Origin of the sequence: Streptomyces montanisoli, assembly GCF_017813245.1 — a bacterium.
In the GTDB taxonomy this organism is placed as follows: domain Bacteria; phylum Actinomycetota; class Actinomycetes; order Streptomycetales; family Streptomycetaceae; genus Streptomyces; species Streptomyces montanisoli.
Window position 1 is genome coordinate 1 of the sequence record NZ_JAGIQL010000097.1, and the last position, 26,087, is coordinate 26,087.

The window sequence follows — 26,087 nt, forward strand, 5'->3', positions numbered from 1 at the left end:
AATACATGAGTAACTGAAGTATAAACGTGTGCTCTTCCAATCTCGCCCGGGGACAAACCGGTCGTAGGCGGCCCCCCGTGGCCGTGTGTCGGGTTCGTCGGGTTCAGGCTGCCGACGTACGATCCCGAGCCCACCGCCCTGCCGCTCGCCTCGCCCCACGAGATCGGGCAGCTCGTGCCGGACAGCGTGCTGGACGGGGCGCGGTACGGGACCTGCACGCTGCGGGCCGCCTCGGTGCGCGGGGACTCGGCGCGCTACCGCGGCGAGCCGCGGCGTGACGCGCTCGTCACCGCGCGGTTCGGCGCGGGCGCCGACGCCCTCGTGCTCGTGGTCGTCGCGACGGGCGCCCGCGCGGCCGAGGGCGCGCACCGCGCCGCCGCCGACGCGTGCCGCTGGATCGGCGAGGCCGTGGGCCGCAGCCACCCGCGCCTCGCCGAGGACATGAAGGACGGCCGCACGGACGCCCTCGCGTCGGGGCTGCACAGGCTCACCGACCGCACGTACGGCAAGCTGCGCTCCCGCGCCGCCGAGCTCGGCCTCGACGAGGGCGCGTACTGCGCCGCCATGCGCTGCCTGCTGCTGCCCGCCGACCCGAGGGCCAGGCTGCGGGTGTTCTTCGGCGTCGGCACGGGTGGCCTGTTCCGCCTGCGCGACCACGAGTGGGAGGACCTGGAGCCGGGCCTGCCGACCGCAGCCGACATGGCCGCGCCCGGAGCGCCCGGCGAAGGACCCGGGCCGGACGACGGCCGCTGGGAGGCACCCGACGAGGGACGCCTCACCATCGACCTCGGCATCCCGCAGCCCCGCCCGCCCTTCGTCGAAGGACCCCTGGCACTCCCGGCGCAGCCGTTCCGCTTCCACGCGGCGCGGGCGAACCCGGGCGACATGCTGCTGCTGTGCAGCGACGGACTCGCGGAGCCGCTGCGTGGCGAGCCGGGACTCGCCGGGGCGCTCTCGGCGCGCTGGTCGTCTCCGGAGGCCCCTGCCCTGGTGGAGTTCCTCGCCGACGTGCAGCTGCGCGTCAAGGGATACGCCGACGACCGCACGGCTGCCGCCGTCTGGGAGGCGTAACGTCCTCGTGCGTGTGTTTGATGGAATCCCCATCACGGGCACCACGAGCACCAACGGGCACCACGTCCCACGTCCACCGGACAGAGCAGGTACACGCCGCAGGGAAAGGCGCGCAGGCATGGCCAAGCAGAACGTCGCCGAGCAGTTCGTGGAGATCCTCGTCAAGGCGGGCGTCGAGCGCATGTACGGGGTGGTGGGCGACAGTCTGAACCCCGTCGTCGACGCCATCCGGCGCACCGCCGGGATCGACTGGGTCCACGTGCGCCACGAGGAGGCCGCCGCCTTCGCCGCGGGCGCCGAGGCGCAGATCACCGGCAGGCTCGCGGCGTGCGCCGGCTCCTGCGGGCCCGGCAACCTCCACCTCATCAACGGCCTGTACGACGCGCACCGTTCGATGGCGCCCGTGCTCGCGCTCGCCTCGCACATCCCGTCGGCCGAGATCGGCACGAGCTACTTCCAGGAGACGCACCCCTCGGCCCTCTTCGAGGAGTGCAGCCACTACAACGAGATGATCTCCAACCCTCGCCAGATGCCCAGGGTCCTGCAGACCGCGATCCAGCACGCGGTCGGACGGCAGGGCGTCAGCGTGGTGACGCTCCCCGGCGACATCGCCGCGGCGCCCGCGCCGGACCGCGCGCCTGAGCACGCCCTCGTCACCGGGCGCCCCTCCGTGCGCCCGGGGGAGGCGGAGATCGACAAGCTCGCCCGCCTGGTGGACGGGGCCGACCGGGTCACCCTCTTCTGCGGCAGCGGCACGGCCGGCGCCCACGCCGAGGTGATGGAGTTCGCCGAGAAGGTCAAGTCGCCCGTGGGGCACGCCCTCAGGGGCAAGGAGTGGATCCAGTACGACAACCCCTATGACGTGGGAATGAGCGGGCTCCTCGGGTACGGGGCCGCGTACGAGGCCACCCACGAATGCGACCTGCTGATCCTGCTCGGCACCGACTTCCCGTACAACGCCTTCCTGCCCACCGACGTGAAGATCGCCCAGGTGGACATCCGCCCCGAGCACCTCGGCCGGCGCTCCAAGCTCGACCTCGCGGTCTGGGGCGACGTGCGCGAGACGCTGACGGCGCTGACCCCGAAGGTCGCGGAGAAGAAGAGCCGGCGCTTCCTCGACAGGATGCTCAAGCGGCACGCCGACGCGCTGGAAGGCGTCGTCAAGGCGTACACCCGCAAGGTGGACAGGCACCTGCCGATCCACCCCGAGTACGTGGCGTCCGTGCTGGACGAGGTGGCGGACGACGACGCCGTCTTCACGGTCGACACCGGCATGTGCAATGTATGGGCGGCGCGCTACCTCACTCCCAACGGCCGCCGCAGGGTCATCGGTTCGTTCAGCCACGGTTCGATGGCCAACGCGCTGCCGCAGGCCATCGGCGCCCAGTTCATCGACAGGCGCCGGCAGATCGTGTCGATGTCGGGCGACGGTGGGTTCTCCATGCTGATGGGGGACTTCCTCACACTCGTCCAGCACGACCTGCCGGTGAAGGTCGTGCTTTTCGACAACTCGGCGCTCGGAATGGTCGAGTTGGAGATGCTGGTGTCGGGCCTCCCGTCGTACGGCACGACCAACCGCAACCCGGACTTCGCGGCGATCGCCACGGCGGCCGGCGCCTACGGTGTGCGCGTCGAGAAGCCCAAGGACCTGCCCAAGGCGCTCAAGGACGCGTTCAGGCACAAGGGGCCGGCGCTCGTCGACGTCGTCACCGACCCCAACGCCCTGTCCATGCCGCCGAAGATCAGCGCCGAGATGGTGACCGGGTTCGCGCTCTCCGCGAGCAAGATCGTGCTCGACGGCGGGGTGGGCCGGATGGTGCAGATGGCACGCGCGAACCTGCGCAACGTCCCGCGCCCCTGAGCGTGCGTGCGCGGGCCGTCCCCGGGCCGGCCGCGCCGCGGGGGCCGGCCGTGACACACCGGCCGGCCCCTTCGGGTTCAACTCAGCACGTTCAACTCGGCAGGTTCCACTGCTGGTTCGCGCTGCCGTAGCAGGTCCAGATCTGCAGCCGGGTGCCGTTGGCCGAGCTGGGCCCCGTGGCGTCCAGGCACTTGCCCGATGCCGGATTGACCAGCTCGCCGTTGGCCTGGTGCCGCCAGACCTGCGCGCCGGAGCCGTTGCAGTCGTAGAGCTGCACCTGTGCGCCGTTGGCGGTGCCTGCCGCCGTCACGTCCATGCACTTGCCCAGTGCCTGGAGTGTGCCGTCGGAAGCGACCGTCCACGACTGCGCGCCGGTCCCGTTGCAGTCGTAGAGCTGCACTGCCGATCCGTTCGACGCGTTCGCGCCGGCCACGTCCACGCACTTGCCGCCGTAGCCGGTGATGCGGCCGGTGGCTCCTGACGGGGGCGGGGTGGTGCCGCCACCGCCGGAGAGCTTGTTGAAGATGCGGGAGTAGGCATATCCGGTGGGCTTGTCGTACTGGTCGACCTCCCAGAAGGACAGGTACTGCACACCGTTGCCGGCGGCGAAGGTCTCCAGGGTCTGGGCGTCGGACTGCGAGAAGTACTCGTTGTCGTCGTTCTGGCCGGCGATCGGTGTGACACCGATGCGGCCGTAGGCGGCCGAGGTGGAGACGGAGTACAGGCCGGCGAGCTGACTCGCGGTGCCGCGGGTGGCGGACAGGGCATCGTCGAGTGCGTTCTGACCGTCGCCGAAGTCCATGGTCATGATGTTGACGGCGCTCACGTCGACGCCCTTGTTCTTGGCGTCGGTCAGCAGGTCGTACTGCTTGCCGGGCAGCCCGTCGGGGTTGACGGCGAGGGTGTAGGACACCTGGACGGAGGGGTCCTGCTGCTGGAGGGCGGCCAGGGCCTGGTTGCGGCGCTGGTTGGCCGCGGTGTCGTCCAGTGTGCCGCCCTCGATGTCGAAGTCGAGGCGGGTGACCCCGTAGGTGTCGACGATGTTGGCGTAGGCGGCGGTCAGCGAGGAGACGGAGGTGCACGTCTCGGCGAGTTCGCCGCCCTCGGCACCGCCGGAGGAGATGATCACGTCGCCGCCCGCCGCCTTGAGGGCGTTGATCTGGGAGGTGTAGGCGCCGATCCCGTCGCCGCTCGCCTCCCAGTAGGGGGTGCAGCCGGAGCGCGGAATGAGGAACGCCAGGGTGTAGTGGTTGAGGCCGGTGGCGTTCCTGTCGGCGGCCATGTCGTTGGCGGTGTTGCCGTCGATCTGCAGGTAGGGGGCGGCGAAGTGGGCGGGGAGGGTCTGGCCTGCGGCCTCGGCGCCTGTGGCACCGCCGAGGAGGATGCCGCCGGCGGCCGTGCCGAGGGCCGCGATCGCGGCGATACCGTCTCTGATTCTCATGAACGACTCCGAAGGGGGCGACAGTGTGGGGGTGTCTCAGCCGAACAGCCGGAGTCTGATTCCGTTCATGACATGACGTCAAGATGCGGGTAAGGAAAGTTTCCTAACGAAGGAATGGTCGTACCCGATCGGGCTCCATCCGGCAGGTGTGCGGCCTGTGGCAGAGGTCTTGACATGGCCTCGACTGCTCTGCTTCCTTCAAGAAGTCACGCATCGCCGAGAGGCCGGACGTTCGGACCGGCCAGTTCTTGAAATCGGCTGCTGCGCAGTCATGTTCCCTTCGAAGGGAAGACCCCCCATGAGACGTTTCCCGAGACCGGGCCGGAGCGCGCGTCGCGCGGTCGGGCCCGGCACGGTCGTGGCGCTGCTGGCGGCGGCGCTCTCGACGGTGGGCGCCCCCGGCGCACACGCGGCCGTGTCGCCCTCCACCTGGTACACGCTGGTGGCCGCCAACAGCGGCAAGTGTGTCGACGCCGCGTCCGCCGCCACCGCGAACGGCACCGCCGTCCAGCAGTACACCTGTAACGGCACCACCGCCCAGGAATGGCAGCTGCACCCTGCGGCCGACTCCGGTTTCTACACCATCGTCAACCAGAACGGCGCCCAGCCGGCCATCGATGTGGACGGCCCCTCCACCGCCGACGGCGCGAAGATCCATCTGTGGTCCGACGGCGGCTGGAGCAGCCAGGAGTGGCGGCCGGTCCAGGAGAGCGGCGGCGCGTACCACTTCGTCAACCACAACAGCGGCAAATGCCTCGACGTGCCCGGCGCCTCCACGGCGGACGCCGTGCAACTCCAGCAGTACACCTGCAACGGCACCTCGGCGCAGTCGTTCTCGCTGAACCCGGCCGGAGGCGGCGGCACCACACCGCCGAGCAACCCGGACAACCCCGATCTCGGGCCCAACGTCAAGATCTTCGACCCGTCGATGTCCTCCTCATCGATCCAGTCGACGATCGACTCCGTCTACGACTCCCAGGAGTCCAACCAGTTCGGCAGCGACCGCTACGCACTGCTGTTCAAGCCGGGCAGCTACGACGTGGACGTGCCGGTGGGCTTCTACACCCAGGTGGCGGGCCTCGGCGCCAACCCGGACGACGTCTCGCTGACCGGCCCCGGCATCCACGTCAACGCCGGATGGTCGGGCGGCAACGCCACCCAGAACTTCTGGCGCGACGTGGAGAACCTGTCCGACACTCCCAGCTCCGGCCGGCTGGAGTACGCCGTCTCGCAGGCCGACCCCTTCCGCAGGGTCGACGTGCACGGCAACATGGTGCTTGACGACGTCTCCTCGGGGAACAGCACGAGCAACTGGTCCTCGGGCGGCTTCATCGGCGACTCGCGGGTCTCCGGCCAGATCAACTCCGGTACCCAGCAGCAGTTCCTGACCCAGGAGACGTCCATGGGCAGCTGGAAGGGATCCAACTGGAACATGGTCTTCGTCGGCGACAACGGCGCCCCCGGGCAGTCCTTCCCGACCTACACCACCGTCGACCGGTCGCCCACGGTGAAGGAGAAGCCCTACCTCTACACGGACTCCACCGGCCTGTACAACGTCATGGTCCCCTCCCTGCGGACCAATGCCACCGGCCCGGACTGGACCGGCGGCAGCACCCAGGGCACCTCGATCCCGATCACCAAGTTCTACGTGGTCAAGGCAGGTGACACCGCCACCACCATCAACGCGGCGCTCGCCGCGGGCAAGAACCTCCTGGTCACCCCGGGCGTCTACCACCTGGACGCCCCGCTCGACATCACCCGGCCCGACACCGTGGTCCTCGGCCTCGGCCTCGCCACGCTGATGCCCGACAACGGCGTCACCGCGATCACCACCGCCGACGTGGGCGGCATCGACATCGCGGGACTCATCGTCAGCGCGGGCACCACCAACAGCGACACGCTGGTGCGCATCGGGCCGTCCGGCTCGTCCGCCGACCACTCCGCCGACCCGACGACCCTCCAGGACGTGTTCTTCCGGGTCGGCGGCGACGTGGCCGGCAAGGCCACCCGGTCGCTGGTGATCAACAGTGACGACACCATCGGCAGCGACCTGTGGATCTGGCGCGCCGACCACGGCAACGGCGGCACCGTCGGCTGGAACACCAACACCGCCGCCAACGGCCTGGTCGTCAACGGCGACGACGTCACGATGTACGGGCTGGCCGTCGAGCACTACCAGAAGTACCAGGTGGTGTGGAACGGCAATGGCGGAAGGACGTACTTCTACCAGTCCGAGATGCCCTACGACGTGCCAGGCAACGCCAGTTGGACACCCGGCAACGGCATCAACGGCTACGCCTCCTACAAGGTGGCCGACTCGGTGACCTCCCACCAGGCATGGGGGCTCGGCGTCTACTGCTTCATGAGCACCAACCCCTCGGTGGTGGCCGACCATGCCATCGAAGTCCCGGACAGCGGTTCGTCCTTCCACGACATGGTCACCGTGTCACTCGGCGGCGACGGAACGATCCGGCACATCATCAACGATTCCGGTGGCCAGGTCACCAACGGCACCATGACGCAGTACCTCACCTCAGGACCGTGACGGCCGATCCGGTTCCGGATGCGCTCACGCGGAAACGGCGATGGGCCGGTGCGACGCCCTCCAGCGTCGCACCGGCCCATCGCCGTCTCTTGCCGTCAGCCGAACTGTTGTTCCAGATCGGCCAGTTTGCGCTCCAGCGAGTCCAGGCGCGGCAGCGCCTGGGTGTCGTCCTCCGCCGTGAGGTCCACCGTCCTCGGGGCAACCGCCTGGGCGGCCTGGCCCTGGACCTGGGGCTGGGCCTCGGCCGCGTTCTTGACGGGCTCGAGCGGGGGTCGCGCCTGCGGTGCCGGTTCCTGCTCGTGCAGCGTGGCCAACGCGGGCTCCGCGGTCGACGCGACGGCGTTCTGCTGCGTCCCGCCCGACCCGCCGAGTGCCGGGACCTGGCGGCCGCCGCCACCGCCCCTCGGCCACGAACGGTGCTGCCGGTTGAGCGCCTTGATCTGCGCCCGGTCCAACTTGCCCTGCTCGCGCCTGTGGTACTTCGTCTGCTCCTTCTGCCGCTTGTCCTCGCGGACCTCCTCGACCGCCTCGTCCAGCGTGCGGACGCCCTCGAGGAGCATCAGCGACCAGGCGCCGAAGGTCTCCCGGGGCGCGCGCAGCCACCGCACGATGCGGATCTGCGGCAGCGGGCGCGGTACGAGGCCCTGCTCGCGCAGCGCCGCGCGGCGCGTCTGCTTCAGCGCGCGGTCGAAGAGGATCGCCGCGGAGAGCGACATCCCGGAGAAGAACTGCGGCGCACCCGCGTGGCCCATGCCGCGCGGCGCGTGCACCCAGTTGAACCAGGCGGCCGCCCCGGCGAACAGCCACACCAGCAGGCGCGAGCCGAGGGCCGCGTCCCCGTGGCTGGCCTCGCGCACGGCGAGGACGGAGCAGAACATCGCCGCGCCGTCGAGACCGAAGGGCACCAGGTACTCCCAGCCGCCCGACAGGTTCAGGTTCTCCTGACCGAAGCCCACCAGCCCGTGGAACGACAGCGCCGCCGCCACCGCGGCACAGCAGAAGAGCAGCGCGTACGAGGCGATGCCGTACACCGTCTCCTTACGCCTGCGGCGCTCCTCACTGCGCTCCCAGGAGTCCTCCGTCGTGGCCTTGCCGGTGCGCTTGCGCGTCATGAGGGCCACCGCCACCAGGACCCCGACGAGCAGCACGCCGCCGGGTAGCAGCCAGTTCAGCGATATGTCGGTCAGTCGCATGCGGTGGTCCTTGCATCGCAGGAGGAAGAGACGGGCGCCATAGTGGCGCAAGTGTGGTGTCCCTCAGGTGCTTTCGGGACAACTGCACGCCAACGAGGCGTCACAATACGCATAAAGGCGTGTTCGGTGAGCACTGCCGTTCGGTGACCGGCTGTCATGTTCGATTAATATCACTCTTCGGGGTGGTGAGGGACGCCGGGTGACGCACCGTCAATCCCCAGGGTGCCGCAGGGGCAGGTCCCGTCAGTTGGCGTCGCTCAGCTTGCGCGCGCGCTCGCTGTCACACGTACGTGGACAGGTCGCACATGTGCTGTCAGGACGCAGAGTGTAGAACAGGCAGCACGTCACTCGGTCACGGGTCGGCACACTTTGCCCGTCCCGCACCGTGAGCTCCCGGAACGCGGCGGACCCGGCGTACGGCGCGACCGGCTCGGGCAGCAGCCGCCTCAGCTCGGCGACGGCGCGCTCCTCCTCGCCCAGCAGGTGGCCGACGTACCACAGGCCCTCGACGATCTCGTCCGTCGCCATGCCCCACAGGGCGCGCCCGCGCCGCCGCATCCGCGGCCCGAACGTGCCGAGCACGGGAGCGAGGTGCTCCGCCACCGCCGCGCGCACCTCGGCGCGCAGCGCGTCCTCGTCCGGGACGACGCGGGCGCCCGGCGAGGCGGCGGCCGGGTCGTCGGGGAGGCAGGCGAACTCGCCGAGGGCGACGGACATCCGGCCGAGCCCGCGCTGGAAGGAGAGCGCGCCGACGGGGATACTCGGGACCCTGCGGGCGAGGAACCAGGGCAGCGTGAACAGCAGGCAGGCCGGCCACGCGTAGCGGTGCAGCGCCATGCTCGCGATGACGTCGGGACGCGCCGCGCGCCCCCAGTCACGCGCGATCTGCTCCTCGTCCCGGCCGAGGAACGCCTCGAACGCGGGGCCGCCGCGCACCAGCTCCTCTGCGGTCAGCCAGCCGTCGCCGGTACGTGGCGCCTCCCCGCCGTCCCGCACGTCGACGCGGAGGGTGGGGAACACGTCGGCCAGCCGGCGGTAGACGTCGGCGAAGACGGACGACGGGGCGAGGACGCCGGTCGGCGCAGGTGAGAGGGGCATGCAGGCAACCACCGAATCGCGATCGTTTGCAGGTAAGCCTTACCTTACCCGACCCTCGTGGCGCCGGTACGGGCGACCACCCGTTCGGGGCACCCCCTAAAGTGACAGCGCGGCGGAGGCACGACGGCACGGCGGGGGTGAGGTCGAGTGGAGCAGGGTGACGATCCCGGCGTCGGCCAGGAACCGGCCCCGCCCGCGGGCCGCCCCCAGGACCCGCAGGTGCCCGTCCAGATACGCCGGCACTCCGTGCGCGGCCAGGTGCTCGACGCCCTGCGCACCGCCCTGGCCGAGGGCGAACTCGTCCCCGGCCAGGTCTACTCCGCGCCCGCGCTCGGCGAGCGTTTCCACGTCTCCGCGACCCCCGTGCGCGAGGCCATGCAGCGGCTCGCGGCGGAGGGCAGCGTGGACGTCGTGCCCAACCGCGGCTACCGGATAGCGGAACGGGACGCGGACGAGCTCGCGGACCTCGCCGAGGTGCGGGCCCTGATCGAGGTCCCCGTCATGCTGCGCCTCGCCCGCGACGAGCCCGCCGAGCGGTGGGCGCGGCTGCGCCCGCAGGCCGAGCGTGCGGCCGCCGCCGCGGCCGCGGGGGACACGGCCGCCTACCAGGAGCTCGACAGGGCGTTCCACCGCTCGCTGCTCTCCCTCAGCGGCAACCGCCAGCTCGTGCTCGTCGCCGACGACCTGCACCGGCGCTCCCAGTGGCCGACCGGCGCGGCGCCCGGCGCACGCCGCGCCGACCTGCTCGCCGACGCGGCGGAGCACACCGCACTGCTCGACGCGCTCGCTGCGCACGACCTGCCCGCCGTCGCCGCGCTCGTGCGCGACCACTTCGCGGGCGCGAACGGCACCCGCCGCGCCTGACGGACGTGTGCCGCGCCTGACGAGGGCGCGCCTCGCCCCCGGCGCGGCGCGGGCGCGCCCACTTGCTAGCGTCCTGCGAATGGCCGTCAGACCCACGCCCCCCGAGGCCGCCGAGGCCGGCGCCTGCCGTAGCCCCGCGCGCTTCCTGTGGTGGCTGGTCGTGAGCCAGCGCCGCCGCGCCGCGCTCGCCGCGCTCCTCGGCGGCAGCTGGATGGTGCTCCTCGCGCTGCCGCCCTACCTGCTGTCCAGGGCCGTCGACGACGGCCTGCGCGCGGGCGACGGCCGGGCGCTGCTCGGCTGGGCGGGTGCCGTGCTCGCCACGGGCCTGCTGCTCGCCTGGCTGTCGATCATGCGCCACCGCACCATGACCAGGATCCGCAACGACGCCGCGCTGCGCACCGTACGGGCCGTCACCCGGCAGGCGCTGCGGCTCGGCGCCTCGCTGCCGCGCCACGTCACCGCGGGCGAGGTCCTCACGATCGGCATCGGCGACGTCGCCGCGGTCGCGACGTCCATGTCCGTCGTCGGGCCCGGCGTGGGCGCCGTGCTCTGCTGCCTGGCGGTCGCCGCCGTGCTGCTCTCGGTCTCGCCGCCGCTCGCCCTCGTCGTGCTGCTCGGCGTTCCGGTGCTCGCGCTCGTCCTCGGCCCGCTGCTGCGCGGGCTCCAGGGGCCGCTCTCCGCCTACCGCGACCAGCAGGGCCTGGTGGCCGCGCGGGTGGCCGACCTGGCGGCGGGACTGCGCGTGCTCGGGGGACTCGGCGGCAAGGAGGCCTACGCCGCGCGCCACCGCCGCGAGTCGCGCGCACTCCAGGCGGAGGGCTACCGCGTGGCGTCCCTCACCAGCTGGGTGGACGCGGCCGGAGCGGGCCTGCCCGCGCTCTTCCTCGCCGTGGTGGTGTGGCTGGCCGCCAGGGCCGCGGCGCAGGGCGCGATCAGCGTCGGCGACCTGGTCGCCGTCTACGGGTACGTCGCGGTACTCGTCGTGCCGGTGTCGTTCTTCATCGAGGGCGGTCACGAGGTCAGCGAGGGCCTGGTCGCCGCGCGCCGCGTCGTCCGCTTCCTCGGCCTCGCGCCCGAGGACGCCGACGCCGCCGACGGCGACGGCGACGCAGACGAGGCGGAGCCCCCGGCCGCCCCGCCCGCGGGGCCCGCCGTGCTGTACGACCCGGGCTCCGGCGTCGAGGTGGCCCCCGGGCTGCTGACGGCGCTGGTGTGCGCCCCCTCAGCGGGCAGTGCCGCCGTCGTCGACCGGCTCGGGCGGTTCACCCCGTCCGGCGCCACCTGGGGAGGCACCAGGCTGGACGCCGTACCCCTCGCCGCCGTCAGGGAGCGCATCGTCGTCGCCGACAACGAGGCGCACCTCTTCTCCGGCACCCTCAGAAGCAGCGTCGAAGGGCGGGCGCCCCGCGCCCGCGCGGCCCTCGAACGCGCCCTGCACGCCGCCGCGGCCGAGGACATCGCCGCGTCCCTGCCCGGCGGCCTCGACGCACCGCTCGACGACATGGGACGCAACGTCTCGGGCGGCCAGCGCCAGCGGCTGCGCCTCGCGCGTGCCCTGCTCGCCGACCCCGAGGTGCTGCTCGCCGTGGAACCCACCTCGGCCGTCGACGCGCACACCGAGGCGCTGCTCGCCGCCCGGCTGCGGGACGCACGGGCCGGCCGCACCACCGTCGTGACCACCACTTCCCCCCTCGTCCTCGACCAGGCCGACGTGGTGTGCCACCTCGTCGACGGGCGCGTCGCCGCCACCGGAACGCACCGCGAGCTGCTGGCCGACGAGCGCTACCGCGCGCTGGTCGCACGCGACCCGGAGGAGGCCCCGTGACCTCGGACGGGCAGCCGCCCACCACAACGGGCGGGCGGCTGCCCGTCGCGTCCGCCGCGGCCGTCAGGGCCGCCGCCGTCCGGCTCGTACGGGCGGACGCCCGCGCCTTCGCGTGCCTGCTCGTCCTCAACACCGCGGCCGCGGGCGCGGGGCTGCTCGCACCCTGGCTGCTCGGCCGCGTCGTCGACACCGTGGTCGCGGGCGGCGGCACGGCCGGCGTCGACCGTCTCGCGGCGGCCATCGCCGGCTGCGCGCTCGCCCAGACACTGCTGACGCGGTACGCCAGGCTCGTGGGGCACCGGTTCGGCGAGCGCACCTCGGCGCGCATCCGCGAGCGGTTCGTGACGCGGGCACTGGCCCTGCCGGTCTCCGCCGTCGAGCGCGCGGGCACCGGGGATCTGGCCGCGCGGGGCACGAGCGACGTGCCGGCCGTATCGGGCGTACTGCGTGACATCGCCCCCGACGTGCTGATCGCCGCGCTCCAGGCGGCGTTCGTGGTCGTCGCCGTGGTGCTGCTCTCACCGCCGCTCGGCGCTCTCGGGCTCGTGTGCCTGCTGGGCGTCCCGCTCGCCGCACGCTGGTACCTGCGGCGCGCCCCCGCCGCCTACCTGGCCCAGGGGGAGACGCACTCGGCGCTCGCCGAGACGATCGCGGCCACGGCGGCCGGCGCCCGTACCGTCGAGGCGCTCGGCCTGCGGGAGCGGCGGGCGGCGGCCACCGAGGCCGTGGCCGCCGAATGGCGTCGCACCCGCGAACGCACGCTGCTCCTGCGCAGCGTCCTGTTCCCCGCCGTCGACGTGTCGTACGTCCTGCCCGTGGTGGCGGTGCTGCTCGCCGGCGGCGCTCTGGTGCGGCACGGCTCGGTGACCCTGGGAGCGGTCGTCGCCTGCGCGCTGTACCTGCGGCAGCTGTCCGCGCCGCTCGACGCGATCCTGCAGCGTCTCGAGAGCCTCCAGGGCGCCCGGGCGTCGTTCGCACGTGTCGAGGGGCTCGCCGCCGCACCCTCGGCACCACCGCCCGGCGGCCCGGTACCGGACGGCGACCGGATCGAGGTGTCCGGGGTGCGCCACGGGTACGGCGACGGCCCTGACGTCCTGCACGGCGTCCGGCTTTCCGTACGCCCCGGCGAGCGGCTCGCGCTCGTCGGCCCGTCAGGCGCGGGCAAGTCCACGCTCGGACGGCTGCTCGTCGGCGCCGACAGGCCACGGGAGGGCACGGTGACCGTGGGTGGTGTGCCCGTCGCCGACCTCGACCCGGAGCGGCTGCGCCGCCACGTCGTGCTCGTCAGCCAGGAGCACCACGTCTTCGCCGACAGCGTCCGCGACAACCTGCTGCTCGCGGAGGAGGACGCCTCGGACGCGGAACTGCTCGCCGCGCTCGACGCCGTCGGCGCCGACTGGGTCGCGGAGCTGCCCGACGGCCTCGGCACCCGGCTCGGCGCCGGCGGGCTCGCGGTGGACGGCGCGGCGGCCCAGCAACTCGCGCTCGCGCGCGTCGTGCTCGCCGACCCGCACACCGTCGTCCTCGACGAGGCCACGGCGCTCCTCGACCCGCTGAGCGCGCGGCACACCGAACGCGCGCTCGCCGCCGTGCTGCGGGGACGCGCCGTCGTCGCGATCGCGCACCGCCTGCACACGGCGCACGACGCCGACCGGGTCGCCGTGCTCGACGACGGCCGCATCACCGAACTCGGCACGCACGACGCGCTCGTCGCCGCGGGCGGCCCCTACGCCGCACTCTGGCGCACCTGGCACGGGGCGGACTCCACGGCCGCGTTGCCCCACGCGGCGGCCCCGCCCCCGCGGCGCTCGCCGTCCGGGAACAACGGGCCTGCACGGTCGGGGGACGCGCCGGACGGCGTCACACCGGGGACGGCGGACTGAACGGGAACGGCGGGACGAGCCGGCCGGTGAGCCACGTCGGCACACCGCCGAGCAGCCGCACGAGCCGGCCCGCCTCGGCCCGCAGCCGCCGCGCCTCGGGCTCGGCCACCGCCTCGGCGAGCGAGACGAGCGCCGGCGCGGTCCCGACCAGGTAGCCGAGCTCCTCGCGGATGCGCAGCGACTCCGCGAAGCCGTGCTTCGCCTCGGCCATCTCGCCGTTGCGCAGCGCGAGACCGGCGAGATGGCGCCAGGTGGACGAGAGCAGCAGGGTGTCGCCGCGGTCCGTCGCCGCGGCGTGCGCCCGCACGTACGCGCCGCGCGCCGACTGCGGGGAGTCGGAGAGGTTCTCCGCGATCAGCCCCCTGCGGAAGTCGAGGAGCGCGCGGCCGGGTGCCTGCGGTTCGAGCAGCGCGGCGGCACGCCCGAGCGCCGCGTGCGCCTCGTCGGTGCGGTCGTGCGCCCGCAGCAGCGTCGACACGTACGCGAGGTGGCCGCGCTCGCAGGCGGCGGCGCCGCGCTCCTCGTCGCCGTGGGCGGTCGCCTCGGCCGTGCGCAGCGCGTCCTCGGCCTCGGCCCAGCCGCCGCCCGTGTAGAGGCAGCGCTCCACCAGCAGGGAGGCGCGCTGCAGCGCGGGGCCCGCCTCGCGGGCGCGGGGGAGGAGCAGGGCGGCCGCGTCGAGCCAGCAGGCCCGGGATCGCAGCCGCCACACCGCGGTCTGGAGCGCGTCGTCACCGGCAGTGGTTCCGGAACCAGACACCGCGATGTACGCCACGTGGCCCTCCCCTTGCACGCCGTCGTCCCCGATGTGACATGCATCTCAGCACGGATGGGACGCGGGGCCAATAGGTCAGGTGAAAGTTTTCACAATCTATGGGCGGGGCGCGGACGGCGCGCGCGGTCAGCTCATCCGCAGCGCCAGGTAGAAGTCGAGCTTGTCCTCGAGGCGTGCCAGGTCACGCCCCGTCAGCTGCTCGATCCTGCCGATGCGGTAGCGCAACGTGTTCACGTGCAGGTGCAGCCGCGAGGCGCAGCGCGTCCACGAGCCGTCGCAGTCGAGGAACGCGTCGAGCGTCGGGATGAGCTCGGCGCGGTGTCGCTGGTCGTAGTCGCGCAGCGGGTCGAGCAGCCGGGCCGTGAACGCGCGCCGCACGTCGTCGGGCACGAACGGCAGCAGCAGGACGTGCGAGGCCAGTTCGTGGTGGCCCGCCGCGCAGACCCGGCCCTGACGGGCGGCGGCGACCCGACGGGCGTGCCGCGCCTCCTCGAGCGCCCCGCGCAGACCTTCGGCCGAGTCGACGACGGCGGACACGCCGAGCGCGAGCCTGCCGTCCTCGCCGAGACCCGCGGAGAGTGGCTCGCGCACCGCCGCGACGATCTCGTCCGCGTACAGGCCCGGGCCGCGCGCCGGCTGCCCTGCGGGCTCCCGCGCACCGGCAGCACCGGCAGCACCGGCAGCACTGGCGGCACCGGCAGCACCGGCAGCACCGACGGCACTGGCAGTACCGGTCGCTCCGGTGTGCTCGTCGCCCGCGCCACCGCCCCCGCGGGCCGTGCCGGAGGCATCCCCGGCGCCCTCGCGCCCCGCATCGTCCGCCTCGCCCCGCTCGACCGGCACGAGCGCGATCGCCTCGTCCGCGACGTGGGCCACCGCGATCCTGTCCGTCCCGCGGCCGGCCGGCGCCGCGGGCGTGGCGAGCGCCTCCTCCAGTACGGACTGGACGGTGGCGGCGCTGCCCGCCGCCGCCCGCGGGCCCGACCACTCGAGGCTCGCCACCACGATCTGCCAGCTCGGCGCCGCCCCACCGCCGGGCAGCAGCACCGGCGCCGCCACACGCAGCCGGGCGGCGATCTCCGCGGGTGGCGCGGTCGCCTGCACCAGTTCGAGGATCTCCTGGGCCAGCCTGCGCCGCACCGCCCGCGCCGCGTCCCGCCGGTCGCGCTCCACGGCGATCAGCTGGGTGACGCCCTGCAGCAGGTCGAGCCGCTCGGCGGGCCAGTCGCCCGCGTCCGCCTGCACGCACAGCAGCCACTCGGACAGCGCGGCCTCCCGCGGCTCCAGTGCCCTGTGCGGCGCGGCGCCGGGCCCACCGGCCGGGTCGCGCACGGGGAACAGCGCGTACGTCGTGGCGCCGAGTACCACCCGGTAGGGGCCCCTGCGCCCGGTGCGGGCCACGGCGAGGTGCGCGGCGGCGATGCGGGCCGCGCGGTCCGGGTCGAGCGGCGCGTCCGAGCCGGCGATACGCCGTCCGGTGGGGGACAGCACCCAGGCGCGCAGGTCGAGGTCGGAGCCCAGCAGGTCGAGCACCGCGTCGGGGCCGCCGCCCGCGGGACCCGACGTCATCAGCCTGCGGTGCCGGTCCACGACCGCCGCCAGGTCGCCCGCGCGCTCGCCTGAGACCTGCCGCACCACGTGCTCGGTGATGGCGGCGAACGACACGGCGGTGTTCACCGCGAACAGCGGCAGCCGGTGGTGGGCGCACGCCGCCACCAGGTCGTCAGGGATCCCGCTGAGGTCGGCCTCGCCGACCGCCAGGCCCGCCACCCCCGCGTTCGCGAGGATCCGCACGAACGGCTCGGAGTCCGCGCTGTCGCGCCGCCACACCAGACCCGTCAGCACCAGCTCGCCGCCCGTCAGATAACGGCCGGGGTTGCGCAGGTCCGTCGTCATCACGCCCCGGACCGGACGGTCGAGCTCGTGCTCGCCGCCCAGCAGCCTGAGGCCGAGCCCCTCGGTGTCAAGCAGTGCGCGCAGCCGCATCGTGTCCTCGCCGTTTCCTCGTCGCTCGTGCGGCGGACGGGGCCCCTGCCGCCCGGCATTCGTTCGAATCTACAAGACCCGGTGGCTGACCGGCCAACCGCTTCATGGTTTCGGTGACTGCACCGGACGGAGCACGGCTTGTGTACTGGGGCCACGCAGCGTGAACAGCACATGAATACCAGTCGAGTGTCCCCGGCGGCGCACCACCCGCCGGGCCGGCCGTCCCCGGATCCCGTTCGACCGACCACGAAGATGAAGAAAGAGCCCACTCATGGACTTCCTTCGCCCCGCCAGCTGGGAGGAAGCGCTCGCCGCCAAGGCCGCGCACCCCGCAGCGGTGCCCATCGCCGGCGGCACGGACGTCATGGTCGAGATCAACTTCGACCATCGCCGGCCCGAACACCTCCTGGACCTCAACCGCGTCGGCGAGCTGTCCGAGTGGGAGGTCGGCGACGAGACCGTGCGCCTGGGCGCCTCGGTGCCGTACTCCCGCGTCATGGACAGCCTCCGCGCCGAGCTCCCCGGCCTCGCGCTCGCCTCGCACACCGTGGCGTCGCCGCAGATCCGCAACCGCGGCGGCGTCGGCGGCAACCTCGGCACGGCCTCGCCGGCGGGGGACGCGCACCCCGCGCTGCTCGCCGCGGGCGCCGAGGTGGAGGCCGAGTCGGTACGGGGCAGCCGCCGCATCCCGATCGACGCCTTCTACACCGGGGTCAAGCGCAACGCGCTGGAGCCCGACGAGCTGATCAGGGCCGTCCACGTCAAGAAGGCGACGGGCCCCCAGCAGTACTCGAAGGTCGGCACGCGCAACGCGATGGTCATCGCCGTGTGCGCGTTCGGCCTCGCACTGCACCCCGAGAGCCGCACCGTCAGGACGGGCATCGGCTCGGCGGCGCCCACGCCCGTGCGCGCCCAGGCGGCCGAGGAGTTCCTGAACGCCGCTTTGGAAGAGGCCGGCCTCTGGGACAGCGGCGCGCCGCTGCCGCCATCCGTCGCCGCCCGCTTCGCGGAACTCGCCAGCGGCGCGTGCAACCCCATCGACGATGTGCGCGGCACCGCCAAATACCGCCGCCACGCGATCGGTGTACTCGCCCGCAGGCAGCTCGGCTGGACCTGGGAGCAGTACCGCGGCGCCCACAATCTCGAAGGAGCTGCGTAACCCATGCGTGTGAACTTCACCGTCAACGGACGGCGCCAGGAGGCGGACGACGTGTGGGAGGGCGAGAGCCTTCTCTACGTGCTGCGCGAGCGCATGGGCCTGCCCGGCTCGAAGAACGCCTGCGAGCAGGGCGAGTGCGGCTCCTGCACGGTCCGCCTCGACGGCGTGCCCGTGTGCTCCTGTCTCGTCGCGGCCGGCCAGGCCGAGGGACGCGACGTCGTCACCGTCGAGGGCCTCGCCGACTACGCCGTCGAGCGCGAACTCGCGGCCGCCGGCGCGCCGGACGACGGGCCGGAAGGCGGCGTCGCGCCGGACCGCGGCGGCAACGGCCACCACGGCACGCCCCTGGACGCCGCCAAGCGCTGGCAGGCACGCCCGGGACTGCCGTCCGACTCGCTGACCGGCGAGGGCATGCCCCTGTCGCCCGTCCAGCAGGCGTTCATCGACGCGGGCGCCGTCCAGTGCGGCTTCTGCACCCCGGGCCTCCTCGTCGCGGCGGACGAGATGCTGGAGCACAACCCGTCGCCCACGGACGCCGACATCCGCGAGGCACTGTCCGGAAACCTCTGCCGGTGCACCGGCTACGAGAAGATCCTCGACGCGGTACGCCTCGCGGCCGCCCGCCAGGGAGAGGGGAACTGATGCCCCAGCAACCACGCGTCACCCCGACCGAACTCCGCCAGGGCGCGGGCACCAAGGGCGGCATCGGCGAGTCGACGCTCAGGCCCGACGGCACGCTCAAGGTCACCGGCGAGTTCGCGTACGCTTCCGACATGTGGCACGAGGACATGCTCTGGGGCCACACGCTGCGCTCCACCGTCGCGCACGCGGAGATCCGCTCCATCGACACCTCCGAGGCGCTCGCCACCCCCGGCGTGTACGCCGTGCTCACCTACGACGACCTGCCGACCGGGGTCACCCACTACGGCCTGGAGGTCCAGGACACCCCGGTCCTCGCACACGGCCGCGTACGCCACCACGGCGAGCCCGTCGCCCTGATCGCCGCCGACCACCCGGAGACCGCGCGGCGCGCCGCCGCCAAGATCCGCGTCGACTACGCCGAACTCCCCCTCGTCACCGACGAGGCGTCCGCCACCGCACCCGGCGCGCCACTGCTGCACGAGGGCCGCGACGACCACCACAGCGGCCACGTGCCGCACCCGAACATCCTGCACCGCCAGCCGATCGTGCGCGGCGACGCCGCCGCGGCCGCCGCGCGGGCCGACGTGATCGTGTCGGGCGAGTACTACTTCGGCATGCAGGACCAGGCGTTCCTCGGCCCCGAGTCGGGCCTCGCCGTCCCCGCCGAGGACGGCGGCGTCGACCTGTACGTGGCCACCCAGTGGCTCCACTCCGACCTGCGGCAGATCGCCCCGGTCCTGGGGCTGCCGCCGGAGAAGGTGCGGATGACGCTGTCCGGCGTCGGCGGTGCGTTCGGCGGCCGCGAGGACCTGTCGATGCAGATCCACGGCTGCCTGCTCGCACTGCGCACCGGCAAACCCGTCAAGATCGTCTACAACCGGTTCGAGTCGTTCTTCGGGCACGTGCACCGCCACCCGGCACGGCTGTGGTACGAGCACGGCGCCACCCGCGACGGCAAGCTGACGCACATGAGGTGCCGCATCGTCCTCGACGGCGGCGCCTACGCCTCCGCGTCACCCGCCGTCGTCGGCAACGCCGCCTCGCTGTCCGTCGGTCCCTACGTCGTCGACGACGTCGACATCGAGGCGCTCGCCCTGTACACCAACAACCCGCCCTGCGGCGCCATGCGCGGCTTCGGCGCGGTCCAGGCGTGCTTCGCCTACGAGGCCCAGATGGACAAGGTCGCGAAGGCCCTGGACATGGACCCGGTGGAGTTCAGGCAGCGCAACGCGATGAGCCAGGGCACGATCATGCCGACGGGGCAGAGCGTCGACTCGCCGGCGCCGGTCGCCGAGCTGCTGCGCCGCGTGAAGGCGCGGCCCATGCCGCCCGAGCAGCAGTGGACCACCGCGGGCCAGGCGCCCGACGTGCGCGCCCTGCCCGGCGGTCTTTCCAACACCACGCACGGCGAGGGCGTCGTGCGTGGCGTCGGGTACGCGGTCGGCATCAAGAACGTCGGCTTCTCCGAGGGCTTCGACGACTACTCCACCGCGCGGGTGCGCATCGAGGTCATCGGGGGCGAACCCGTGGCAGTCGTGCACACCGCGATGGCCGAGGTCGGCCAGGGCGGCATCACCGTGCACGCCCAGATCGCCCGCACCGAACTGGGCGTCTCCCAGGTCACCATCATCCCCGCCGACACCCGGGTGGGCTCCGCGGGCTCCACGTCCGCCTCGCGCCAGACGTACATGACGGGTGGCGCGGTCAAGAACACCTGCGAGCACGTGCGCGAGCGCGTGCTGGAGATGGGGCGCCGCAGGTTCGGCTCGTACCACCCCGCGTGGGCCACGGCCGAACTGCTCCTCGAAGGCGGCAAGGTCGTCACCGACGGGGGCGAGGTGCTCGCCGACCTCGTCGACGTCCTCGGGGACGAGGCGGTCGACATGGAGCTGGAGTTCCGCCACCGGCCCACAGAGCCGTTCGACCTGCGCACCGGGCAGGGCTTCGGCCACGTGCAGTACTCCTTCGCCGCACACCGCGCCGTGGTCGAGGTCGACACCGAGCTCGGCCTGGTCAAGGTGGTGGAACTCGCGGTGGCCCAGGACGTCGGCAAGGCGCTCAACCCGCTGTCGGTGATCGGCCAGATCCAGGGCGGCACCACGCAGGGCCTCGGCGTCGCCGTCATGGAGGAGATCATCGTCGACCCCAAGACGGCCCGGGTGCGCAACCCGTCGTTCACCGACTACCTCATCCCCACCATCCTCGACACGCCGACGATCCCCGTCGACGTGCTCGAACTCGCCGACGACCACGCCCCGTACGGGCTGCGCGGCATCGGCGAGGCACCGACCCTGTCGTCCACCCCCGCGGTGCTCGCCGCGATCAGGCAGGCGACGGGTCTCGCGCTCAACAGGGCGCCGGTGAGGCCCGAACACCTCACGGGCACCGGCCCCGCCGCCTGACGCGCGCCACTGGCCCTCCGGGCGGTGCACGCGCTGGGAACGTCACACCTTCCACGGCCTCCCCGCACCGCCCGGAGCACAACGCAGGACCCGCACAACGCACCACCCGCACAACGCACCACCCGCACAACCCACCATCGTCTCGGGCCGTCCCCCGGGTCGTGCAGCCAAGCACCATCCCAAATCCCGCACACACCGCACGGTCTTCCGCCGTGATTTTCCGCGGGTGCCCCTTTGAACCTTGGGAGCAGGCATCATGACCCCCTCGCAAGTCGCCACACCACCGGCCGAGGACGCGGGCGAAGGCTCGCGACCACCGGCCGGCAGGCCCTGGCTCGACCGGTACTTCCACATCTCCGAGAGGAACTCCACCGTCGCGCGCGAAGTCCGCGGCGGCCTCACGACCTTCATGGCGATGGCCTACATCGTCCTGCTCAACCCGCTGATCCTCTCGGGCAAGGACGTCGCGGGCGACACGCTCGGCCAGAAGGCGCTCATCACCGCCACCGCGACCGGCGCCGCCTTCACCACACTGCTCATGGGCTTCGTGGGCAAGGCGCCGCTGGCCCTGGCCGCCGGGCTCTCCGTCTCCAGCGTGGTGTCCACACAGGTCGTGCCCGTGACGACCTGGCCGCAGGCGTTCGGCATGTGCGTGATGTACGGCGTCGTCATCATGCTGCTCGTCGTGACAGGGCTGCGCGAGAAGGTGATGAACGCCATCCCGCTCGCCCTGAAACACGCCATCACCATGGGCATCGGCATGTTCATCGCGCTGATCGGCCTGGTGAAGGCCGGCTTCGTGCACCCCGGCAGCGGAGGCAACCCGCTCTCGCTCGGACCCGCGGGGCAGCTCTCGGGCTGGCCCGTGCTCATCTTCGCCGTCACCCTGCTCGCGATCTTCATGCTGCAGGCCAGGAAGATCCCCGGAGCGATCCTGATAGGGATCGTGGCCGGGACCGTGGTGGCCGTCGTCCTCAGCGCCACCGGCGTCGCAGGGGCGAAGCAGTGGGCGAGCGGCGCGCCGGAACTGCACGGCAGCGCCGTGTCGATGCCCGACTTCTCGCTCTTCGGCGACCTGCGCTTCGGCGGCTGGGGACAGGTCGGCGGGCTGACCATCGGCATGATCGTGTTCACCCTGGTGCTGGCCGGTTTCTTCGACGCGATCGCCACCATCATCGGTGTCGGCAACGAGGCCAACCTGGTCGACTCCAAGGGCCGCATGCCCGGCCTGTCCAAGGCGCTGTTCATCGACGGCACCGGCGGTGTGGTCGGCGGTGTGGTCGGCGGTTCGGGACAGACCGTCTTCGTCGAGTCCGCGACGGGCGTCGGCGAGGGGGCGCGCACCGGCTTCTCCTCCGTGATCACCGGACTGCTCTTCGCCGCCTGCCTGTTCTTCACCCCGATCACCCGCATCGTGCCGGGCGAGGTCGCCGCGGCGGCCCTGGTCGTCATCGGCGCGATGATGATGCAGAACGCGCGCTTCGTCGACTGGAACGACCGGGCCGTGGCCATCCCCACGTTCCTGACGATCGTGCTGATGCCGTTCACCTACTCGATCACCGCGGGCGTGGCCGCCGGCACCATCTCGTACGTGGCCATCAAGGTCGCCCAGGGCAAGGCGCGCGAGATCGGCGCCTTCATGTGGGGCCTCACCGCGATCTTCGTCGTCTTCTACGCACTGCACCCCATCGAATCGTGGCTCGGCGTCTCCTGACGCGGGCCGCACGCACCCCGTAACCACTCAGCCCGTAGCCACTCAGCCCGAGGAGACCGCCGTGCTGGACATCGCAGGAGAACTGGACCTGTGGGTCCGGGAGGGACGCGACTTCGCCGTGGCCACCGTCGTGGCCGTCGGCGGCAGCGCGCCCCGGATGCCGGGCGCCGCGCTCGCCGTCGACGGGGCGGGCACGGCCATCGGATCGGTCTCCGGGGGCTGCGTGGAGGGCGCGGTGTACGAGCTGGCCGTCGAGTCGCTGGAGAGCGGAACCACCGTGCTCAAGCGGTTCGGCTACAGCGACGAGGACGCGTTCGCCGTGGGGCTGACCTGCGGCGGTGTCATCGACGTCCTCGTCACACCGGTACGCCGCGACGCGCCGGCGAGGCCCGCCTTCGCCGCGGCCCTCGCCGCCCGCGCGGCGGGGGAGGCGGCGGCGGTCGCCAGGATCACCGAGGGCCCCGAAGAACTGCTGGGGCAGGCCCTGTTCGTACGGGAGGACGGCACTTACGAGGGCGGTCTCGGCGGCCACCCCGCTCTGGACACCACCGCGGTCGCCGAGACACTCGCCCTGCTGGGGGCGGGGCGCACCGGCAGTGTGGAGATCGGCGCGGACGGCTCGCGGTGCGGGCGGCCCGTCACCCTCTTCGTGGAGTCGAGCGCACCACCGCCCCGTATGATCGTCTTCGGTGCCATCGACTTCGCCGCGGCGCTGGTGCGGGCGGGCAAGTTCCTCGGCCACCACGTCACCGTGTGCGACGCGCGGCCCGTCTTCGCCACCCGCGGACGCTTCCCCGAGGCCGACGAGATCGTCGTCGACTGGCCGCACCGGTACCTGGAGTCCACGCACACCGACGCCAGGACGGTGCTGTGCGTCCTCACCCACGACCCCAAGTTCGACGTGCCGCTCCTCGAGGTCGCGCTGCGGCTGCCCGTGGCGTACGTCGGTGCCATGGGCTCGCGCCGCACGCACGAGGACCGCGCCGGGCGGCTGCGCGCACGCGGCCTCACCGAACCCGAGATCTCCAGGCTGCGCTCGCCGATCGGGCTCGACCTCGGCGCCCGCACGCCCGAGGAGACCGCGCTGTCGATCGCGGCCGAGATCGTCGCCGTACGGCACGGCGGCAGCGGTGCGCCGCTCGCGGGCGCGCGCGTCCCGATCCACCACGAGGGCGGCGGGCCACGCCGCGTGGGTTCCGCGTCCGCGGCCTGACCGCCGGCATCCACCGTCGGTGCGTTCGGCTGCGACCCAGGCCGTTCCGCGCCGCGACCCCCCACGGGCACGGCGCGGAACGGAGGTGGGCACCCCCCGTCGTGGGAGCGCTCCCGGTGAGTGTCCCGCGCTCCCTGCCCGACGGCAAGGTCCGGCGCAGAATACACAGCGCCTCGCGGCACGATGAGACCGGCCCGAAACCTGACGGGCAGTCAACTCCCGTTTGGTCACCGGTCGGCGGTTTCACTATCATCCGGCGATGATCATAAGTAAACGGTCGGCGGGCGCCGCGTGCGCGCTGCTGGCCGCCCTCACCATCGGGTTCCTGACCCCCGGCGCCGCGTCGGCGGACGACGGACCGGGCACCGCGGCGGACACACCGACCGCGAAGGTCGACCTGGTGCTCGACGTCAGCGGCTCCATGAGCACCCGCGACATCGACGGCCAGACCCGCATGACGGCCGCCAAGCAGGCGTTCGACCAGGTGATCGACACCGTGCCAAGCGGCGTCGACCTCGGCATACGGACGCTCGGCGCCACCTACCCGGGCAAGAGCCTCAAGATCGGCTGCAAGGACACCAAGCAGCTCTACCCGGTGGGTCCGCTCGACCGCGAAGAGGCGAAGACCGCCGTCGGCACACTCGAGCCGACCGGCTGGACGCCCATCGGCCCCGCGCTGCTCGCGGCCGCCAAGGACCTCTCCGGCGGCGACGGAAGCCGCCGCATCGTCCTCATCAGCGACGGCGAGGACACCTGCTCGCCGCCCGACCCGTGCGACGTGGCACGCGAGATCGCCGCGAAGGGCGTCCACCTCACCGTCGACACCCTCGGCCTCGTGCCCGACGCGAAGACGCAGGCGCAGCTGTCCTGCATCGCCGAGGCGACGGGCGGCACCTACACGTCCGTCAAGCACCGGGCCGAACTGTCCGGGCGCGTCGGCCAGCTGGTGCACCGGGCCGCGTCCGCGACCAGCACGCCCGTCGCGACCAACGGCACGGGCGACTGCTCGACAGCGCCCGAGCTGAAGCCCGGGCTCTACAGCGACCGCGAGGAGTTCGCCCAGCACCGCTGGTACCGCGTCGACGTGCCGGCCGGCCAGGAGCTGCGCGCCTCCGTGAGCGTGGCCGACGACCGGCCCGTCAACCCGGACTACGGCGTCCTGCTGCGGGCCGTGACCGTACACGGCCGCGAGATCGTCAGGGGCCAGCAGGAGGGCAGCGGGCGCACGGACGTCATCTCGGCAGGGCTGCGCTACCCGCACCCCGACACCGGCACCAACAGTGATGGCGACACCGCGCCCGCCGAGACGGTGTGCCTCGAAGTCAGCAACTCCTACTCGGCGCCCGCCTCCTCGAAGACGACGCCGGGCCTGCCGGTGGAGCTGGCCGTGAACCTGGTCGACGCGCCCCACGACGCCTCGGACGCCGCGGCGTTCGGGCTCGGGCGCGGCTGGTGGCTGCTCGGCACGCTGATCGTCGTCGGCTTCGCCGCGGGGATCGTGTGGGGCTGGGTCTCGCGGTGGCGAGTGGCGATCTGGAGGTCGAACTGATGCGGGCGATACGCACGGGCGCGGCGCTGCTCTTCGCGGCGGCGGCCGTTCTGATGGGCACGGCGGGGGCGGCCGCGGCCGACTCCTCACCGTCGCCGAGCGCGACGGACGGTGAGGGCGGGCAGGGGCCCACGGAGGCCGGCACCTCATTCCGCACGGCGCAGCTCTTCCAGGTGGGACAGCACGCCACGGCTGACGCCTCGTCGGGCGACTACCTGTACTGGCGGGTGCCGGTGGATACCGGGCAGCGGCCCACGGTGACGGCCAAGGTGACATTTCCCGGCACGTCGGTGCGCAAGGCGGCGACGACCTGGCAGGTCGACGTCTACGACGGTCTGCGGCGCCGCCAGCCATGCATGTACGGCATGCAGACGCGTGTCCTCGCGCCGGGCGAGGACACCGTGGAGCTGCGGTGCACGCTGCGCACGGTGCGGGCCTGGGCCGAGCCGTGGTCGAACGACCCGCTGCCGGGCGACTACTACATCCGCCTGACGGCGACGCACGCCGGCCGGAGCGACCTCGGGCTGCCGATGACGGCGGACGTGTCGGTGTCGGCGCCCGGCAAGGGCGGGGCGTTCGAGGTCGGCGGGAAGCTCGGCGCGCCGCTCGTGCCGAACGCGGCGGCGTCGTCGCCGGACTCCGGCGACGGCACGACGTCCTCGCCCTCGCCCACGTCATCGGATGTCGTGACGGCGTCCGACGAGTCGGACGGCGGCTGGTCGTCGGGGTGGTGGACCGACCGCTGGCTGTGGACCGGCGGCGGAGCGGTGGGCGCGGCGCTCGCCGGCGTCGCCGGCTACCACCTCGCCAGGCCCCGCCGCCGCGCGGCGCCCCCGCCCGGCTACCCGGGCGAGCCCCGCTAGCCCGAG

Annotated in this window: 17 protein-coding genes and 1 pseudogene; 13 read left to right on the plus strand and 5 right to left on the minus strand. The window is 73.0% G+C overall.

Going from position 1 to position 26,087, the window contains the following annotated elements; genetic code table 11:
• Positions 1 to 75: 75 nt before the first annotated feature.
• A pseudogene (locus tag JFN87_RS21440) lies at positions 76 to 1,071 on the plus strand (protein phosphatase 2C domain-containing protein); the annotation flags it as partial.
• A 118-nt stretch (positions 1,072 to 1,189) separates the two neighbouring features.
• Positions 1,190 to 2,932: a pyruvate dehydrogenase gene (locus JFN87_RS21445; RefSeq protein ID WP_209342326.1), complete on the plus strand. Its 1,743-nt coding sequence runs from the start codon at positions 1,190 to 1,192 to the stop codon at positions 2,930 to 2,932.
• 91 nt (positions 2,933 to 3,023) lie between these two features.
• Here JFN87_RS21445 and JFN87_RS21450 read toward each other — a convergent pair whose 3' ends face one another.
• Positions 3,024 to 4,373 carry a chitinase gene (locus JFN87_RS21450; RefSeq protein WP_209342331.1) on the minus strand — a complete coding sequence of 450 codons (1,350 nt, stop codon included), beginning with the start codon at positions 4,371 to 4,373 and terminating at the stop codon, positions 3,024 to 3,026.
• Positions 4,374 to 4,671: 298 nt separating this feature from the next.
• On the opposite strand from JFN87_RS21450, the gene JFN87_RS21455 reads away from it, so the two are divergent.
• Complete coding sequence (locus JFN87_RS21455; RefSeq protein ID WP_209342333.1) at positions 4,672 to 6,918, plus strand: RICIN domain-containing protein; 2,247 nt, start codon at positions 4,672 to 4,674, stop codon at positions 6,916 to 6,918.
• A 95-nt stretch (positions 6,919 to 7,013) separates the two neighbouring features.
• Here the strand turns inward: JFN87_RS21455 and JFN87_RS21460 are convergent, their stop codons facing one another.
• Complete coding sequence (locus JFN87_RS21460) at positions 7,014 to 8,111, minus strand: DUF2637 domain-containing protein (protein WP_209342335.1); 1,098 nt, start codon at positions 8,109 to 8,111, stop codon at positions 7,014 to 7,016.
• A gap of 243 nt (positions 8,112 to 8,354) precedes the next feature.
• Entirely contained in the window at positions 8,355 to 9,209 is an 855-nt protein-coding gene (locus JFN87_RS21465; RefSeq protein WP_209342337.1) for a (2Fe-2S)-binding protein, read from the minus strand.
• A gap of 147 nt (positions 9,210 to 9,356) precedes the next feature.
• Here JFN87_RS21465 and JFN87_RS21470 point away from each other — a divergent pair, with 147 nt between their 5' ends.
• The 3 genes from JFN87_RS21470 (at position 9,357) to JFN87_RS21480 (ending at position 13,781) form a co-directional block, all read left to right on the plus strand.
• Positions 9,357 to 10,073, plus strand: a complete 717-nt coding sequence (locus JFN87_RS21470; RefSeq protein WP_209342339.1) for a GntR family transcriptional regulator — start codon at positions 9,357 to 9,359, stop codon at positions 10,071 to 10,073.
• A 79-nt stretch (positions 10,074 to 10,152) separates the two neighbouring features.
• On the plus strand, positions 10,153 to 11,898 hold the full coding sequence (locus tag JFN87_RS21475; protein WP_209342341.1) for an ABC transporter transmembrane domain-containing protein: 1,746 nt from the start codon (positions 10,153 to 10,155) through the stop codon (positions 11,896 to 11,898).
• Positions 11,895 to 13,781 (plus strand): ABC transporter ATP-binding protein, encoded by a 1,887-nt coding sequence (locus tag JFN87_RS21480; protein ID WP_209342343.1) that lies wholly within the window; start codon positions 11,895 to 11,897, stop codon positions 13,779 to 13,781. Before JFN87_RS21475 ends, JFN87_RS21480 begins: the two co-directional genes overlap by 4 nt.
• Here the strand turns inward: JFN87_RS21480 and JFN87_RS21485 are convergent.
• Together JFN87_RS21485 and JFN87_RS21490 are read right to left on the minus strand one after the other, a co-directional pair.
• Complete coding sequence (locus JFN87_RS21485) at positions 13,759 to 14,553, minus strand: hypothetical protein (RefSeq protein WP_209342345.1); 795 nt, start codon at positions 14,551 to 14,553, stop codon at positions 13,759 to 13,761. The two genes, JFN87_RS21480 and JFN87_RS21485, sit on opposite strands and share 23 nt — an antisense overlap.
• A 126-nt stretch (positions 14,554 to 14,679) precedes the next feature.
• Positions 14,680 to 16,539 (minus strand): PucR family transcriptional regulator ligand-binding domain-containing protein, encoded by a 1,860-nt coding sequence (locus tag JFN87_RS21490; protein WP_209342347.1) that lies wholly within the window; start codon positions 16,537 to 16,539, stop codon positions 14,680 to 14,682.
• A gap of 271 nt (positions 16,540 to 16,810) precedes the next feature.
• Between JFN87_RS21490 and JFN87_RS21495 the strand changes: the two genes are divergently transcribed.
• The 7 genes from JFN87_RS21495 to JFN87_RS21525 all read left to right on the plus strand — a co-directional run bounded on the left by JFN87_RS21495 (position 16,811) and on the right by JFN87_RS21525 (position 26,081).
• A complete protein-coding gene (locus JFN87_RS21495) occupies positions 16,811 to 17,698 on the plus strand; it encodes an FAD binding domain-containing protein (RefSeq protein ID WP_209342349.1) in 888 nt (295 codons plus the stop codon).
• Positions 17,699 to 17,701: 3 nt separating this feature from the next.
• Entirely contained in the window at positions 17,702 to 18,340 is a 639-nt protein-coding gene (locus JFN87_RS21500) for a (2Fe-2S)-binding protein (RefSeq protein ID WP_209342351.1), read from the plus strand.
• Complete coding sequence (locus JFN87_RS21505) at positions 18,340 to 20,742, plus strand: xanthine dehydrogenase family protein molybdopterin-binding subunit (protein WP_209342353.1); 2,403 nt, start codon at positions 18,340 to 18,342, stop codon at positions 20,740 to 20,742. Before JFN87_RS21500 ends, JFN87_RS21505 begins: the two co-directional genes overlap by 1 nt.
• A gap of 256 nt (positions 20,743 to 20,998) precedes the next feature.
• A complete protein-coding gene (locus JFN87_RS21510; RefSeq protein ID WP_209342358.1) occupies positions 20,999 to 22,456 on the plus strand; it encodes an NCS2 family permease in 1,458 nt (485 codons plus the stop codon).
• A 61-nt stretch (positions 22,457 to 22,517) separates the two neighbouring features.
• A complete protein-coding gene (locus tag JFN87_RS21515; RefSeq protein WP_209342360.1) occupies positions 22,518 to 23,669 on the plus strand; it encodes an XdhC family protein in 1,152 nt (383 codons plus the stop codon).
• A 259-nt stretch (positions 23,670 to 23,928) separates the two neighbouring features.
• Positions 23,929 to 25,218 carry a VWA domain-containing protein gene (locus tag JFN87_RS21520; RefSeq protein ID WP_209342362.1) on the plus strand — a complete coding sequence of 430 codons (1,290 nt, stop codon included), beginning with the start codon at positions 23,929 to 23,931 and terminating at the stop codon, positions 25,216 to 25,218.
• Positions 25,218 to 26,081 (plus strand): hypothetical protein, encoded by an 864-nt coding sequence (locus tag JFN87_RS21525; protein ID WP_209342365.1) that lies wholly within the window; start codon positions 25,218 to 25,220, stop codon positions 26,079 to 26,081. The genes JFN87_RS21520 and JFN87_RS21525 overlap by 1 nt, the downstream gene beginning before the upstream one ends.
• Positions 26,082 to 26,087 lie beyond the last annotated feature (6 nt).